This is a genomic window from Amycolatopsis orientalis DSM 43388 (genome assembly GCF_000411975.1).
GTDB lineage: Bacteria > Actinomycetota > Actinomycetes > Mycobacteriales > Pseudonocardiaceae > Amycolatopsis > Amycolatopsis orientalis_D.
The window spans coordinates 34,945-50,761 of the sequence record NZ_ASXG01000048.1 but is presented as its reverse complement, the minus strand read 5'-3'; the positions used below and the strand labels follow the sequence as shown (position 1 = coordinate 50,761).

The following is a 15,817-nucleotide window of genomic DNA, read 5'->3' as shown; positions in this document are numbered from 1 at the left end:
CGTGAGGACCAGCCCGTGCACCGCCGTTCCCCCAGCCGTTTCCGTACGCGCGCCCGGCTGGCGGCGGCGACGCTGGGAGTGCTCCTGCTGGCCGGATGCACCAGCGGGCCTTCGGTTCGCCCGGCGGTGATCGACAACGACGGACCTGCCACCACGGCGCCGCCGCCGAGCACTGCCGCGGTGCCGCTGCCCCCGCTGGCCGAGCCCAAGAATGCCAGTCTGCGATGGGCCAACTGCGATGCCGACACCCGGCAGCGGATGGCCGCTCCGGCACTGCCCGATTCGCTTCACGTCAGCTGTGCGCGCATGACTTCCCCGCTCGACGCGCCCGAGGACACGCAGCATCTGCTCGCCCGCATCCTCGTGCTCAAGGCAGGCGACGGCCCGATCCCGCTCGTGGTGGTCAACGACGTCGGCGGCGAGCCGGGCTCCCTGTTCGCCGCGCGCCTGGCGACCCGGTTGCCGCCGGAATTCCTCAAGAAGTTCTCGCTGATCGGCATGGACCGGCGCGGCACCGGGCTGTCCGGCGGGGTGCAGTGCGTGCCGCTCGAAGTGCGTTCCGAGCTGCTGGGCGCGGACCCTGCGCAGGGCGGCCTCGGCGAGGTGCTCGACGCGGCCCGCCGGGCCGGTCAGCAGTGCGCGCTCGATCTCGACACCGCGCAGACCGCGCTGGACAGCTGGCGCACCGCCGGAGACCTCGACCAGCTGCGCAAGCAACTCGGTCTGGACCGGCTGAACGCGCTCGGCCGCGGGGACGGTTCGAAGGTGCTTTCGGAATACGCGGTGCGCTATCCGGCGCAGGTCGGCCGCATGGTGCTGGACGGCATCCCGGACCCGGGCGCCGACCGAGCGGCGGTGCTCGACGCGGTGGCCGCCGGCGCGCAGGCGACGTTCGACGCCTTCTCCGCGGACTGCGCCGCCCGCAACTGCCCGATGGGCGATGCGAAGGTCGCGCTGAAGACCGTGACCGACCGGCTCCGTACGTCCCCTGTGGACACTGACGACGGCGTGACGATGAGCCCGGGCGTGGCGACTTACGCGGTGTACCAAGGACTCGCCGACCGGGCGAACTGGCCCGCGCTCGCCGACGCGCTGAACGCCGCGAAGAACGGCGACGTCACCGCGCTGGCCGGCTTCGCGAATCCGATCGTCGCGGACGTCCGCGGCCGCACGTCGCGCATCGGCGGCACCATCGCGACCCGGTGCAACGACTCCACCACCCGGCTGCCCGCCGATCAGCTGGACCGCGCCGCGGCGGGAATGCGCGCGAAGTACCCGCAGTTCGGCGCGGCAGTCGCGCAGGAACTCGCGTGGTGCGGCGCTTGGCCGGTCCGCCGCGAGCCGCTGCCGCCCGCCGGCGCTCCCGGAGCGCCGCCCATCCTGGTGGCCGCCACCGCGACCGACCCGGTGACGCCGGAGGCCGGCACCACTCGCGCCGCGGACCAGATGCCCAGCGCCGTGACCGTCACGTGGCAGGGCGTCGCGCACGGGGCGGTCGGCCAGTCCTCCTGCGTCACTGCCGCCGCGCAGTCCTTCCTGATCGACGGCAAGGTCCCGGACAACGGGACGCTCTGCCCGGCCTAGTGATCGACCAGCCGAGCGTTTCCGCCCGCGTCTTGAAGGTCCCGCGGCGTCTCCGTCGAACGGTTCCGTCTCGCCGAGGCAGCGCCGCCACCAGCCGCGTACCAGCTGACTGATCCGGCCGAGCAATCCCCGCTGAGGTCTGAGGCGGCGGGACCGGGGCTGTCCCGCCGAAGTCGTTTCGAACACCCCACCAGTATCTCGAACACCTGTTCGAGAATTCATCACTCGGCCCAGCGGGATCCGCTCCCCCATTCGAGACCGAGAAGTTCACCGCGCGTGCCGAAAACCCCCGCCGCAGGCCGAAACCCGCCACTCGCAGCCAGAAAACACGGCAAAGCCACCGCAAGCCGAAACGGCCCGTCCTAACGGGACCCAACCGGACTGCTAGCCGCCCAGGCCGCCTCGATCATCCGGAAGACCTCGTCCACCGCGGCCTCCGGATCAGCCGCCTCGCGAGCCACCGAATAGGCGTCGACCACGAACCGCGCGATCGCCCGGCAGGCGGTCGGCGTCCGGCCGAGCCCGGGGCCGGCCGCCATCGCCTCCGCCAGCGACTCCGCGTGCCGCAGCCGCATCGATTCCTCGTACTCCCGCAGCGCCGGCGACGCGTCGATCATCCGCCAGACCGGCGCGACGCTTTCCGCGGTGCAGTGCCGCACCAGCGCCTGGACCTCGTTCCGCAACGCCGGGATCAGCGACTCCGCCGACGCCCGCCGCTCGACCGCTCCCCGCAGGCTCTCCTCGAAGTTCGAGTCCTGCTCGAAGACCAGCGCCTCCTTCGAGGCGAAGTGCGAAAAGACCGTGGTCACTGCGACGTCGGCCTCGGCGGCGATGTCCCGGATGCCGACCTCGTCGTACCCGCGCTCGAGGAACAGCCGCATCGCGGTGTCGGCGATCTTCTGACGGGTCGCGGCCTTCTTGCGCTCGCGCCGCCCCGACGGCTCGGTCATCCGCGGATGCTATCAGCCACAAAATGCGACCGATTACTCAAAGCTAACCGTTAGCTTCGGCACCGCCGAGACGTTACTGCCGATACCCTTCGACCTCGCCCACCGAACGGACCGAGGCCTGGTCCGGATCGTCGTCGAACTCGACCCGGGCCCGGCGCTGCCGCAGCAGGTCCCAGCACTGGTCCAGCTCTTCTTCGGCCCGGCGCAGCCGCTCCCGGTCCTCCGAGGACAGCCCGGTCCCGATCGCCCGGTCCCGCAGCTGTTTCTCCTCCGCGATCAGCTCGTCGATCCGCCCCAGGATCCCGTCAGCCACATCAACCTCCAAGGAAGCGTCGGACACTCCCCCAGGACGCTACCCGGCCCCGGGGAATTCCCCACCTGGCTCGTTCGTTGGACCGCCTATGAGCACAGTCGAACTGACCGCGGACAATTTCGACCAGACCGTGACCGACAACGAGTTCGTGCTGATCGACTTCTGGGCAAGCTGGTGCGGCCCGTGCCGCCAGTTCGCGCCGGTGTTCGAGAAGGCTTCGGAAAAGCACACCGACATCACCTTCACCAAGGTGGACACCGAAGCCGAGCAGCAGCTCGCCGCGGCGTTCGACATCCGCTCGATCCCGACGCTCGCGGTGATCCGCGACAAGACCCTGATCTACTCCCAGCCCGGCGCCCTTCCGGAGGCCGCGCTGGAGGACCTCATCCGCCAGGCCCGCGAGGTCGACATGGACGAAGTGCGCAAGGCCGCCGCCGCGCAAGAGGCCGAGCAGGCCTGATCCAGCCACCGCAGGCGCACCACCCGGGGAACACCCGAAGGCCCGGCACCCCACCAGGGTGCCGGGCCTTCGCCGTGGTTCAGGACCGGGTGACGAGCCCGCGCAGGAAGAACGCGAGGTTCGCCGGCCGTTCGGCCAGCCGTCGCATGAAGTAGCCGTACCACTCGTCGCCGCAGGGTACGTACACGCGCACCGTCTCGCCTTCGGCGGCGAGCCGCTTCTGCTCCTCGGGCCGGATGCCGTACAGCATCTGGTACTCGTGGTCGCCGGTCGTGCGGCCGGCGTCGGCGGCGAGCTTGCCGGCGATCGCGATCATCCGAGGGTCGTGCGAGGCCACCATCGGGTAGCCCTGTCCGGCCATCAGCACCCGCAGGCAGCGCACGTAGGACTTGTCCACCTCGGCCTTGTCCTGGAACGCCACCGATTCCGGCTCGGCGTAGGCGCCCTTGCACAGCCGCACTCGCGATCCGGGACCGGACAGCTCACGGCAGTCCTGCTCGGTGCGGTGCAGGTAGGCCTGCAGCACCGCGCCCACCCACGGGTACTCGGCGCGCAGCTCGCGCAGGATGCCGAGCGTCGAGTCCGTGGTGGTGTGGTCCTCCATGTCGAGCGTCACCGTCGCCCTGACCGCGTCGGCGGCCGCGCAGATCTTCCGCGCGTTCTCGAGCGCGACGCCTTCGCCGTCACCCGGCAGGAACTGCCCGACCGCGGACAGCTTCACCGAAACGTCCGCTCCCTCGGCGAGGCCCTGTTCGGACAACGCCGTCAGCAACTCCTCGTACGCCTGCACGGTGGCGGTGGCCTGTGCGGCGTCGGTGGTGTCTTCGCCGAGGTGGTCGATGGTGATCTTCCGGCCGTCGGCGGCCAGCTCCCGCGCGGCGCGCACGGCGTCGGCGGTGGTCGAGCCGGACACGAACCGGCGCACTACGGACCGGGTGACCGGTACCGCTTCGATCAGCGCACGCATCCGCTGCGAACGAGCGGCGGCGAGCAACGGGGCACGCAGCATGGCGGTGTCTCCTTCTCAGCCCTGGTGCGGGTAGCGCACGGAGGTCGGCGGCACGAAGGTCTCCTTGATCGAGCGCGGGCTCGTCCAGCGGAGCAGGTTGAAGACCGAACCGGCCTTGTCGTTCGTGCCCGAGGCGCGCGCCCCGCCGAAAGGCTGCTGGCCGACGACCGCGCCGGTCGGCTTGTCGTTGACGTAGAAGTTGCCCGCGGTGAACCGCAGCGCCTGCGAAGCCTTCGCGACGGCCGCGCGGTCGTTCGCGATGACCGCACCGGTCAGGGCGTACGAAGCGGTCTCGTCGACCAGCTGCAGCACGGAATCGAAGTCAGCGTCTTCGTACACGTACACCGACAGGATCGGGCCGAAGTACTCGGTGCTGAAGATTTCGTGCTTCGGGTTCGTCGACACGAGAACGGTCGGCTGCACGAAGTAGCCGACGCTGTCGTCCGCAGTGCCGCCGACGAGGATCTCGACCTCGCTGTCGTTCTTAACGCGCTCGAAGAGAGCGGCGTGCTTGTCGAAGGCGCGACGGTCGATCACCGCACCGCCGAAGTGCGACAGGTCGGTGACGTCGCCGTAGCTCAGCGCGGCAGTCTCGGAGGCAAGGCCGTCCTTCAGCTGCTCCCAGACGCTGCGCGGAACGTACGCACGCGAAGCAGCGGAGCACTTCTGGCCCTGGTACTCGAAGGCGCCGCGGACGAGCGCGGTGCGAAGCACGTCGAGGTCGGCCGACGGGTGCGCGAGCACGAAGTCCTTGCCGCCGGTTTCGCCGACGAGACGCGGGTAGCTGCGGTAGCCGGCGATGTTCGCTCCGACAGTGCCCCACAGGTGCTGGAAGGTGGCGGTGGAGCCGGTGAAGTGGATGCCCGCGAGGTCGGGATGCGTCAGCGCGACCTCGGAGACGGCCTTGCCGTCGCCCGGCAGCAGGTTGATCACGCCCGGCGGCATGCCGGCCTCTTCGAGCAGACGCATCGTCAGGTGCGCCGCGAAGCTCTGCGTCGGCGACGGCTTCCACAGCACGGTGTTGCCCATCAGAGCGGGCGCGGTGGGCAGGTTGCCGGCGATGGCGGTGAAGTTGAAGGGCGTGATCGCGTATACGAAGCCCTCGAGCGAACGGTGCTCCATCCGGTTCCACACGCCCGGCGAGCTGACCGGCTGCTGGTCGAGGATGCTGCGGCCGAACGCGACGTTGAAGCGCCAGAAGTCGGCGAGCTCGCACGCGGAGTCGATCTCGGCCTGCGTCGCGGTCTTCGACTGGCCGAGCATGGTGGCCGCGTTCAGCGTCGCGCGCCACGGGCCGGTCAGCAGGTCAGCGGCGCGCAGCAGGATCGCCGCGCGGTCATCGTAGGACAGCGCGCGCCACTCCGGAGCAGCCTTCGCGGCAGCGGCGATCGCGTCCGTCGCGTCCTGCTTCGTGGCGCTCTGGATGGTGCCGAGGACGTGGCTGTGGTTGTGCGGCTGAACAACGTCGATCTTCTCGCCGCCGCCCGCGCGCTGCTCGCCGCCGACGGTGACCGTCAGGTCGACGGGACCGGCCTGACCCAGTTTCTTCAGCGCACCCTCCAGCTCGGCGCGCTCGGCGCTGCCCGGCGCGTACGTCAGCACCGGCTCGTTCTTCGGGGCGGGGGTCTGGGTCACGGCGTCCACGGCGGCTCCCTCGTTGGCTTACTCGTCGGATGCCCGAAAGATAACTCTGCGCAGCGTTCAGGGGTTTGTTCGAACGGCTAGAATCGCCCATATGATTTTGTCCGATCGGCCTACGCGATGACGGCCGCCGAACCGTTCGCCGGGGCCTCGCTGCGGCACGTGCTCGCGACGCTCGGCGAACCGCTCGTGCGGGTGCTCGTCGCGCCGCGCGGGCTGGGCGTTCCGGTGCAGGACGTGGTGATCCTCGACCCCGAGGACCCGCCGGAAACGCATCCCGGCGACCTGGTCCTGGTGATCGGCGCGCGAGGACGGTCGGCGGCTGCCGCGATCCGGGCGGCCGGACGCGCCGGGGCGACCGCGGTGGCGGTCAAGGGCGAAGGCGGCACAGACGTCGCGGCAGACGCGGGCGTCGCGCTGCTCACCGTCGGCGCGGAAGCACGGTGGGAGCAGGTCGAAGCGCTGGCGCGAGGGGTGGTCGACGCGGCCCGAGCGGGCGGCGAAGCGGAAACCGGCGAGGTGCTCGGCGACCTGTTCGCGCTCGCGCAGACGGTCGCGACGCTCACCGGCGGCCTGGTCAGCATCGAAGACACCGCGAGCCGCGTGCTGGCGTATTCGCGAGCCGGAGACGAGGTCGACGAGCTGCGGCGCTTGTCGATCCTGGGCCGCGAAGGGCCGGAACGGTACCTCGCGATCCTCCGCGAATGGGGCGTCTACCAGCGGTTGCGGGCCGGCGAAGGAATCGTGCGCGTGGAGGAGCGCCCGGAGCTGGGCATTCGCCGCCGCATCGCCGCCGGGATCCACGCCGGGTCGCAGCCGCTCGGCACGATCTGGGTGCAGGAAGGCGCGCAACCGCTGACCGAGCAAGCCGAGGTCGCCCTGCTCGGCGCCAGCCGAACGCTTGCCCCGCAACTGATCCGCGCGCGCACCCTGCCCGATCCGCAGCTTCGGCTGCGCGAGGATCTGCTGGCCGGGTTGCTGGAGGGACGCGTCGACGCCGAGTCCGTGGCGGACGACATCGGCGCCGATCCGGCGCGTCCAGCTCAGGTTCTGGCCTTCACGCTTTCGCGGCAGCAGTCGGCCGCCGCTTCCGACCGCTTGCTGCGCCGGGCTGAACTGGTGCACCTGATTGCCGTGCACACCGCGGCTTACCGGCGGACCGCGCTCGTGAGCGTGCTCGGCGGCCGGGTGTACGCGCTGCTGCCGGACCTGCCGGAGCACTCGGATGCCGCTGTGCTGGCGTTGGCGAAGGAAATCGTTGGGGCGGCACGGAAACACCTCGACACGCCCGTCCGCGCCGCGCTCGGCGGAATTGTGCCGAGGCTGTCGGACGCAGCGCTCTCGCGTGGCGATGCCGACCGGGTGCTGATGGCGATGACGCGCGGGCATTGGCCGTCCGACGTCGCGTCGCTGGCTGACGTCCGGGCGGACGTGCTGTTGTCGGAAGTGTTGGCCTACTTGGGAGATCAGCCCCGCCTGCGCGATCCGCGACTCGCCGAACTGCGCGCCCACGACGCCGAGCACGGCGACATTCTGATCCCCGCGGTACTGGCGTATTTGAACGCTTTCGGGGACGTCCGCACCGCCGCCCGCTCGCTGAACATCCACCCGAACACCGTGCGCTACCGGGTGCGGCGGGCGTCGGAGGTGTCCGGGATCGACCTGGCTGATCCCGCTCAGCGGCTGCTCACCGAACTGTTGCTGCGGCTGTAAAACCGGATGCCGCGGGGGTTCGCGCTCGCTAGGGTGGGCGTTGTGGATCTCTTCTTCCGCTCCTGGAACGCACTTCAGAATGCCGTGAAATCGCTGGAAGGCGGGCAGTGGGCGGCCCCGTCCGGCTGCGCCGGCTGGCTGGTGCAGGATCTGGTGTTCCACCTGGTCATAGACGCGCAGGACATCCTGATCACGCTCGCGACCCCGTCCGAAGCGGAGCCGACGCACACCGCCGCCCAATACTGGGAACTCAGCAACGACCTGCCGACCGGCGCCGAGCCGGAAAGCCTGTTCACCCGCCGCGCGGCGGTCAGCTACGGCACCCCGGCCGGGCTGGTGCACCACTTCGACGACCTGGCCCAGGCAGCGGGACGCGCCGCAGCGCTCGCGGACCCGGCGGCGCGGGTCGAAACCCGCGATTACGTGCTGACGGTCGCGGACTATTTCGAGACCTACGTCGTGGAAGCCACGTTGCACCACTTGGACCTGGTCCTGCATCTGTCCGGAGTGGACGGCCCGGACGCGGACTGCCTGGCCGCGACCCGACGGACCGTGGAGACGGCGCTGGGTTCGCCGCTGCCGTCGTCGCTGGACGACCGAAGCGCGCTGCTGGTAGCGACCGGCCGCCGGGCCGCGACGGACGAGGAAAAGGCCGCGCTGGGCGCGTTGGCGGAGAAGCTGCCGATCGTCCTTGGCTAAACCGAAAGCCGTTCCGCTACGGGCAAACCAGCAAGCTCGGCGAGCGCAGCGAACGATTCGACGCGCGCGGCGGGGTCGTAGGTGCTGGTGCTGACGAGCAACTCGTCCGCCCCCGTCACGGCGACCAGCTCCGCGAGACGCGCGCCGACCTCGTCCGGAGTACCGCTGATTTGCCCGGCCAACGTGTCGTCCAACCGGCGGCGTTCCCGGTCGGTCATCGGCAGAGCCACAATCTCGTCCGCGGGCGAGAGCGGCGGGAACACGCCATGGCTGCGCGAGTACACAGTGGACCATGCCTCGGGCACCAGGAGCTGGCGAGCGTCCTCGGCGGTGTCCGCCACCGCGACGGCTGTCGACACGACGACATAGGGATCGTCCACATCGGACCGGAACGTTTCGCGGTACCGCGAAATCGCCTCCGCCATCGCACGCTGGCCATGCGCGGGCGCGATCACCAGCGGCAATCCCAATCCCGCGGCGAGATCCGCTCCCGCACCGGTCGCGAGCAGAAACACCGGCACCGACAGCCCTTCGGCCGGGATCGCGTGGACGCCGTCGTGCTCGCCCTGGAAGAAGGCGAGAAGTTCGCGGACCTGACCGTCGAAGCCGTCCGCCGCGTCCTTGCCCTGCCCGAGCGCCCGCCGCACCGGCTCGATGAACCCGACCGACCGCCCGATGCCGAGGTCGATCCGCCCGGGGAACAAGGACTCCAGAATCCCGAACTGCTCCGCGACCACGAGCGGCCGATGATTAGGGAGCATCACGCCCCCGGAGCCGACTCGGATTCGCGAGGTCGCCGAGGCGACGGCCGACGCGAGCACCGCAGGCGAAGACCCGGCGACGCCCGGCACGCCGTGATGTTCGGACACCCAGAACCGGTGGTAGCCAAGCTTTTCGATGTCGCGCGCGAACGCGACGGTGTCCCGGATCGCCTGCGCGGTCCCCCGCCCTCGCCGCACAGGCGACCGGTCCAGCACGGAAATCGGAACGTCCACGCTTGCCGCAACGCCTTCCGCGCAAGCTGAATTCCCGCCCCGACGCCCCTCAGGTTGGCCCCGAGACCGCTCTCCCGTGAGGGCCACCTTCACGGACTCTGATTCCCTCACGGTTCCCCTCACGCCCCGCCAATGGCCGTGCGGGACCCCTTCACGGACTTGGATTCCCTCAAGGAGCCCTTCACGGACCACCCACCCGACCGCCCCGCCGCCGCTAGTCCCATCACGCGACCGCCACCGAAACACCCACCCATCGAAGCACCGACCGCCGCCAAAGCACCCACCCATCGAGGCACCCAGCCCCGGCCCTGCACCCCGATACGAAGCCAAAAACGCGGCGTGGAGGTGCTTGTCAAGGCATCTTTCCCGCCTTGACAAGCACCTCCGCGCCGTCGTCACAATCAGCTTCGGGGTGCCCCACGCAACCACTCACCCGCAATGTCGCCGCCAGGCGACGAGACGAGCCGACGAGCTACCCCCGGATCAGGATCACGGCCGCCACCGCTCGCTGTAATCCGGATGATCCGCATACGGCAACGCCAGCAGCCGAAGCGTCAAGCACCAATTCGACCCGGCCTCGTCCGCGGGCACATGGCAGGTCTCACACCAGTACTCGCTGCCGTACAGCGGGAACCCGGGCACCTTCTCCGACACCGTAGTCCGATGCGCGAGCATGATCCGCCGCGTCGCCTCGATCTCGTTGATCATCTGGTTGACCACGTCGAGTTCGAGGTCGCCGAGGGAGCGGACCCGCTCCTCCAGCCCGACCTTGGCTTCGCCGCGGGTGAGCGGTTCGCCGGACTTGCCCTTCTGCACCGCCTGCATGATCAGCGCCTGCCGCTGTCCGACGCGCGCGGCGAGGAACGCGATCAGGTCGTCCACGACGTCTCCCTCCTCCGGTCCCGGCTCCCCTCCGGCCCCGGCAATAGTCGCACCTCGACCCCAGCGCGTTACCACCCAGCGGTGCTCTCCAGGGTAATCGACCTCGAAAAATTGAGTGCGACCTGCGGAAACACCGGGGGAATCCACCGCGATGTTGATCACCGAGAGTGATCACAACCGGCGACCAGTCGGTCACGCCTGGTCGGATCGGGCCTTGCTCGGCTGCACCCGTTTCGGTTCGCCGGGCATCTTGGGGTAGTCCGGCGGATACGGCAGTTCCGCGCCGCCGAGGTCCCGGTCGTCGCGCTCGTACCAATCCAGCAGCGTCTCGAGACCGAATGCCTCCTCGTCCATCGGCGCGTGCAGGTCGCCGTGCTTGGCGAGGAAATCGGGGACGGTCAGCACGTCGAAGTCGTCCGGGTCGACGTCCGCGAGCAAATCCCAGGTCAGCGGCGTCGACACAGTCGCTCGCGGCGTGCCGCGCACCGACCACGACGAGGCGACCGTCCGGTCTCGCGCGGCCTGGTTGTAGTCGAGGAAGACGCGGCCGCCGCGTTCTTCCTTCCACCAGGAGACCGTCGCCTTGTCCGGAATCCGCCGTTCGACCTCGCGGCCGAGCGCGATCACCGCGTGCCGCACCGCGATGAAGTCCCATTCCGGGCGGATCCGCACGAGGACGTGCACGCCGCGGCCGCCCGACGTCTTCGGGTAGCCGGTGAGCCCGGCGTCGGCGAGCACCTCGCGGACCACGCCGGCGACCTCGACCGCGTCGGCGAACCCGGCGCGTTCCGGCGGGTCGACGTCGATCCGCAGTTCGTCCGGACGGTCGACGTCCGAGCGGCGGACCGGCCACGGGTGGAAGTCGAAAGTGCCGAGATTGGCCGCCCAGGCGAACACCGCGGGCTCGGTCGGGCAGACCTCGTCGGCGGTGCGGCCGGACGGGAAGGTGATCCGCGCGGTCTCGAGCCAGTCCGGCGCGCCTTTGGGCACGCGCTTGGCGTAGAACCATTCGCCGGTGACGCCGTCGACGTACCGCTTCAGCGTGGTCGGCCGTTCGCCGATCGCCCGCAGCAACGGGCCGGCCACCGCGAGGTAGTACTCGACCACCTGCCGCTTCGTGATGCCGCGTTCGGGGAAATAGACCTTGTCCGGGCTCGACACCCGGACGGTGCGCTCCCCCACCTGGTACTCGACCGGATCGCCGTTTTTGGGCATGGCGCCACCGTAGCCGCGAGTGCCGTACCGTGGCGGCGTGTCCGGGAGAACCAAGCTGATCGTCGCCCTGGCCGTGCTGGCTCTTCTTTGCGCCGCCGCGCTGTGGCTGCCGATTCCGGGACCGGCGCAGCTGCGCGCCTGGGCCGCGGCGACCGGATCGATGACTCCGCTCGTGCTCCTTGTCGCGTACTCGCTGCTCACCGTCGCGCCGATCCCGCGCACGGTGTTCAACCTGGCTGCCGGGTTGCTCGTCGGCAGCGTCGCGGGAGTGTTCATCGCCCTGGCGGCCACCACGATCGCCGCGGCGCTCGCGTACGGGCTGGCCCGGCTGCTCGGCCGGGACTTGATCCTGCGGCACCTGCACCGCGCGCCGGTGCGGGCGGTCAACGACCGGCTCTCCGACGGCGGCGTGCTCGCCATCACGTCGCTGCGGTTGATCCCGGTCGTCCCGTTTTCGGCGATGAACTACCTCTGCGGCGTTTCGTCCGTGAAACTCCTTCCGTACCTTGCCGGAACGGCGCTCGGGAGCGTCCCCGGGACGGTCGCGGTGGTCGTTTTCGCGGACGCGCTGACCGGCGACACGCCGCCTGCCTTGCTGGCTTGCTACGCGGTCTTCGCGGCGCTCGGTGCGGCAGGATTGGTGCGGGTGCTGCGGAAGCGCGTCCCCGCCGCCGAACCGGAGGCGCCCGTGCCGTCGGCACCGGCTGGCTGACGGCGGGCAGGTACTTCCGACCGCTACACTCGTTCGGGTGCGCGAGGGGTATCCGCGCTGCGCACGACCACGATCACGGGACTTTCGTCAGGAGCGGGCGTCATCGACACCGGGCAGCTGATCGCGGGGCACTACCGCCTCGTCGAGCACATTGGTAGCGGTGCCATGGGCGTGGTGTGGCGCGCTGTGGACGTGCGCCTGGAGCGGTCCGTGGCGATCAAGCAGATCCTGCCGCAGCCGGGCGTCTCCGAGGCCGAACGCGACAACATGCGCCAGCGCGCCATGCGCGAGGCCAAGAACGCCGCCCGCTTCCAGCACCCCAACGCGATCGTGGTGTTCGACATCGCCGAGCACGGCGGCGACCCGTGCCTCGTGATGGAGTACCTCAACGGCCCGAGCCTGTCCGCGGTGCTGGCGGAGAAGGGCACGCTGCCGGTCGGCCAGGTCGCGCGGATCGGCGAACAGGTCGCCGCGGCGCTCGTGGCCGCGCACCGCGCCGGGATCGTGCACCGCGACGTCAAGCCCGGCAACATCCTCATCGACGAAACCGGCACCGCGAAGATCACCGACTTCGGCATCTCCCGCGCCGCCGGCGACATGACGCTCACCCAGACCGGCCTGATCGGCGGCACCCCGGCCTACCTCGCGCCCGAACTGGCCCGCGGCGCCGACCCGGTGCCCAGCTCGGACGTCTTCGCCCTCGGCGCGACGCTGTACCAGGCGATCGAGGGACAAACCCCGTACGGCAACACCACGAACCAGCTCGCGTTGCTGTACGCGGCGGCGAACGGCCAGGTCAACCCGCCGTCGCAGGCCGGCCCGGCGACCGCATTGCTGATGAGCCTGCTGCGCAGCGAAGCTTCCGAGCGGCCGACCATGGCCGAGGCACGGGAGCGGCTGGCCGCGCTGGCGTCCGGGGAACCGGCCGCGCCGCTGCAATTGCTGTCGGGCAACCGCACACCCGGGAGCAACGGGTCGCGTCCGCCGTGGGCGCGGACAGCTGCTCCGGCGGCTGCGGCAGCTGCCCCGAAGGCTCCGTCGAACCCGCCGCGCACGCCGACTGCGGCGTTCATGCCGATGGGCTCGCCTTCGCGTCCCGCTCCCCCGGCGAACACCCCGCCGCGCCCGCAGCCCGCGGTGCGGCCGACGCCTACTGCTGCTGCGCCGAATTACTCCGGTGCCGGGTCCGGGGAGCGGGTTTCGCCTGCTGCCGCGCGGAAGAAGAAGATGGCGCTCCTCGCCGGCGGGGCCGCGGCGGTGGTCGTGGTGGCGTTGGTGGTGTTCCTGGTGCTCAGCAGCAGCCAGGGCAAGGGCGGGCCTTCGACGAACAACGCACAGCCGCCGGTGAGCAACTCCTCCGCTCCGGCGAGTCCGTCGACCACGCCGAGTTCGTCGGCACCGCCGGTCAAGTCCAGCGGCAACGTGCAGTGGGGGCCCGCGGGCGACCGGGTCGTGGACTTCTACTCGAGTGCCGGGTCGCCTGGCGCCTGGGCGATGCTGACCCCGTCGGCGCAGGCAGCTTTTGGCGATGAAGCCTCGTTCGCCTCTTACTGGGCGCAGAACGGGCTGTCTTCCTACAAGGGCGCAAGCGTTTACAAGCACCAAAACAACGCAGACGGCTCCGTCGACGTCCAGATCACTCTCACGCCGAAAGGCGGCGCGCCGACGCCGAAGGTCGTCCAGGTCATCGCCGCGGAGGACGGCACGTTGATGATCAACAGCGACCCGCGCCTCGGGGGCGGTACTCCCGCTCAGTGACACTCGCCGCAGAGGTGGGTACAGCGGGGCGAATAGCCTACCGTTGAGGCATGGCCGAGAACGGAGCTCTGCCGCCGGGCTGGAATCCTCGGTTCCACGAGGATCTGGTCGGGCTGGATCCGTACGACCCGGAGGCCCGTGCGTTCGCCGCCCATCTCGACCGGATGGAGCGCACCGGGCCGACTTTCACCGTCGAGGCGTGCCTGGACCAGGTCGCCGACTTCGCCGAGTCCAGCAACCGCACCGGCGGGCTCCGCTACTGGGTGTCCGCGCTGGTCGCGGCGCTGATCGTGCTCGGGCTGCTGGTCACCGCCTGGGACATCGCGCTGCACACGGTCGATTTCCTGTCCAGGTAACGTGGGAAGGGTGAAAGGTATGAAACCCGTCGTCGGCACCACTCCGCGCGTGGTGAAGTCCGAGCAGGAATGGCGGGAGCAGCTTTCCCCCGAGGAGTACGCGGTGCTCCGGCAAGCCGGCACCGAACGGCCGTTCACCGGCGAGTACACCGACACCAAGACCACCGGCGTGTACGAGTGCCGGGCTTGCGGCGCGGAGCTGTTCCGCAGCGACACGAAGTTCGAAAGCCACTGCGGCTGGCCGTCGTTCTACGATCCGGCGGACTCCGACGCGGTGCTGCTGCGCGAGGACCGCACCATGGGCATGCGGCGCATCGAGGTGCTGTGCGCCTCGTGCCACAGCCACCTCGGGCACGTGTTCGAGGGCGAGGGCTACCCGACCCCGACCGACCAGCGGTACTGCATCAACTCGATTTCCCTGAAGCTCGTCGAGGACTCCGGCGACTGACGACCGGGTCCGCCGAAACCGCCCTCTTCGTCCCGGGGAGGGCGGTTTTTCGTCCGGTGGCAACCCCGGGCGTGCGGGTAGCGTGGTTTGTTCATCCGGAGGGGGACCGCGATGGACTGGACGATCGAACGCGCGCTGCCGGCGGCGCTGGTTCTCGTGCTGGCGCTGGTCTGCTGGTGGTTCGGGCGGCGGACTGCCGCCCGGCTGCGCCGGGGCAGGCATCCCGAAACCCGGCTGACCTCTGCCGCCCAGGTCGCGTTGTTGACGAACGGCCCCACCCGCGTGGCCGAGACGACGGTCGCCTCGATGCTGGAGCGCGAGCAGTTGCGCGCGGACTCCACGGGAAGGCTGTACCGCACGCCGACCGAACCGTCTGACGCGCTGAGCCGCGAAGCGGCTGCGCTGACCGGCACGGGCGTCGGGATCGCGACCGTGCTGCGCGGTCTGGTCTGGGGAGAGACCGTGCGCGAGATGGTCGACGACCTCACCAAGCGCGGCCTGGTCGTCGACGGTCACGCGTTGCAGCGGGCATGGAAATGGACCGCCATCGGAGAAGCGGTGCTGGCGGCTGCCGGGGTGGCCGCGTTCATTGCCGGGCTGAACGGTTGGGTGCTGGTTTCGGTTCTGCTGCCCGCGTGGTTCGCGTGCACCGCGCTGTCCCGTCGCCGGGCGGCCCGATGGGTCCGCCCGACCGACGCCGGACGCGTGGCGGCCGAAGCGGCGTGGTCGGACCAGAGCCTGATCACCGGTCTGGCCGGAAGCGTCGCGGTCGGCGGGCTGGCGAACCACCCGGATCGCGAGTTGCGGGTCGCGCTCCAGCGCGGGCTTCCGGCGACCCGGCGGACCGGGGCGGGCATCGCGGGCGGAGCCGCGGGCGGTTTCGGCGGAGCGGCGGGGTACTGGGCCGCCGGGGCGGGTTGCGGATCCGGCTGCGGCGGAGTGGGCTGCGGATCCGGATGCGGCGGAGTGGGCTGCGGATCCGGATGCGGCGGTTCCGGGTGCGGGTCCGGCTGCGGCGGCGGATGTGGCGGCGGGGGGTGCGGCGGCGGAAACAGCTGAGCCGGGGAACGAACCGGACATCG

General features: G+C 70.5%; 16 protein-coding genes. 9 read left to right on the top strand and 7 right to left on the bottom strand.

Annotated elements, in window-relative coordinates; all coding sequences use genetic code 11:
* The first annotated feature begins 15 nt into the window (after positions 1–15).
* Positions 16–1,584 (top strand): alpha/beta hydrolase, encoded by a 1,569-nt coding sequence (locus L942_RS09325; RefSeq protein WP_037357572.1) that lies wholly within the window; start codon positions 16–18, stop codon positions 1,582–1,584.
* Between the two features lie 362 nt (positions 1,585–1,946).
* Here the strand turns inward: L942_RS09325 and L942_RS09320 are convergent, their stop codons facing one another.
* Complete coding sequence (locus L942_RS09320; RefSeq protein ID WP_037357570.1) at positions 1,947–2,534, bottom strand: TetR/AcrR family transcriptional regulator; 588 nt, start codon at positions 2,532–2,534, stop codon at positions 1,947–1,949.
* A 73-nt stretch (positions 2,535–2,607) separates the two neighbouring features.
* A complete protein-coding gene (locus L942_RS09315) occupies positions 2,608–2,847 on the bottom strand; it encodes a DUF2630 family protein (RefSeq protein WP_037357568.1) in 240 nt (79 codons plus the stop codon).
* Positions 2,848–2,935: 88 nt separating this feature from the next.
* Between L942_RS09315 and trxA the strand changes: the two genes are divergently transcribed.
* The gene (gene trxA, locus L942_RS09310; protein ID WP_037357566.1) at positions 2,936–3,307 is read left to right on the top strand and encodes a thioredoxin; all 372 of its coding nucleotides are present in this window, start codon (positions 2,936–2,938) and stop codon (positions 3,305–3,307) included.
* 79 nt (positions 3,308–3,386) lie between these two features.
* Here the strand turns inward: trxA and L942_RS09305 are convergent, their stop codons facing one another.
* Positions 3,387–4,316 (bottom strand): proline dehydrogenase family protein, encoded by a 930-nt coding sequence (locus L942_RS09305; RefSeq protein WP_037357564.1) that lies wholly within the window; start codon positions 4,314–4,316, stop codon positions 3,387–3,389.
* Positions 4,317–4,331: 15 nt separating this feature from the next.
* Positions 4,332–5,960: an L-glutamate gamma-semialdehyde dehydrogenase gene (gene pruA / locus L942_RS09300; RefSeq protein ID WP_037357562.1), complete on the bottom strand. Its 1,629-nt coding sequence runs from the start codon at positions 5,958–5,960 to the stop codon at positions 4,332–4,334.
* Between the two features lie 117 nt (positions 5,961–6,077).
* On the opposite strand from pruA, the gene L942_RS09295 reads away from it, so the two are divergent.
* Both L942_RS09295 and L942_RS09290 read left to right on the top strand, forming a co-directional pair.
* Complete coding sequence (locus tag L942_RS09295; protein ID WP_106964845.1) at positions 6,078–7,670, top strand: PucR family transcriptional regulator; 1,593 nt, start codon at positions 6,078–6,080, stop codon at positions 7,668–7,670.
* Positions 7,671–7,712: 42 nt separating this feature from the next.
* Entirely contained in the window at positions 7,713–8,369 is a 657-nt protein-coding gene (locus L942_RS09290) for a maleylpyruvate isomerase N-terminal domain-containing protein (protein WP_037357560.1), read from the top strand.
* Here the strand turns inward: L942_RS09290 and L942_RS09285 are convergent.
* From L942_RS09285 to L942_RS09275, 3 genes are all read right to left on the bottom strand, one after another.
* Positions 8,366–9,364: an MsnO8 family LLM class oxidoreductase gene (locus tag L942_RS09285; RefSeq protein WP_037357558.1), complete on the bottom strand. Its 999-nt coding sequence runs from the start codon at positions 9,362–9,364 to the stop codon at positions 8,366–8,368. The genes L942_RS09290 and L942_RS09285 overlap by 4 nt on opposite strands.
* A gap of 489 nt (positions 9,365–9,853) precedes the next feature.
* Complete coding sequence (locus L942_RS09280) at positions 9,854–10,246, bottom strand: DUF6221 family protein (protein ID WP_037357556.1); 393 nt, start codon at positions 10,244–10,246, stop codon at positions 9,854–9,856.
* Positions 10,247–10,438: 192 nt separating this feature from the next.
* Positions 10,439–11,461, bottom strand: coding sequence for a DNA polymerase domain-containing protein (locus tag L942_RS09275; protein WP_037357555.1), 1,023 nt, complete (start codon positions 11,459–11,461; stop codon positions 10,439–10,441).
* A gap of 37 nt (positions 11,462–11,498) precedes the next feature.
* Between L942_RS09275 and L942_RS09270 the strand changes: the two genes are divergently transcribed.
* The 5 genes from L942_RS09270 to L942_RS09250 all read left to right on the top strand — a co-directional run bounded on the left by L942_RS09270 (position 11,499) and on the right by L942_RS09250 (position 15,794).
* On the top strand, positions 11,499–12,173 hold the full coding sequence (locus L942_RS09270) for a TVP38/TMEM64 family protein (RefSeq protein WP_037357613.1): 675 nt from the start codon (positions 11,499–11,501) through the stop codon (positions 12,171–12,173).
* Positions 12,174–12,290: 117 nt separating this feature from the next.
* Entirely contained in the window at positions 12,291–13,931 is a 1,641-nt protein-coding gene (locus L942_RS09265; protein WP_268745718.1) for a serine/threonine-protein kinase, read from the top strand.
* A gap of 50 nt (positions 13,932–13,981) precedes the next feature.
* The gene (locus tag L942_RS09260; protein ID WP_037357550.1) at positions 13,982–14,287 is read left to right on the top strand and encodes a hypothetical protein; all 306 of its coding nucleotides are present in this window, start codon (positions 13,982–13,984) and stop codon (positions 14,285–14,287) included.
* Positions 14,288–14,306: 19 nt separating this feature from the next.
* Positions 14,307–14,735, top strand: coding sequence for a peptide-methionine (R)-S-oxide reductase MsrB (gene msrB, locus L942_RS09255; protein WP_037357548.1), 429 nt, complete (start codon positions 14,307–14,309; stop codon positions 14,733–14,735).
* Between the two features lie 111 nt (positions 14,736–14,846).
* A complete protein-coding gene (locus tag L942_RS09250; protein WP_037357547.1) occupies positions 14,847–15,794 on the top strand; it encodes a TIGR04222 domain-containing membrane protein in 948 nt (315 codons plus the stop codon).
* The last annotated feature ends 23 nt before the right edge of the window (positions 15,795–15,817 follow it).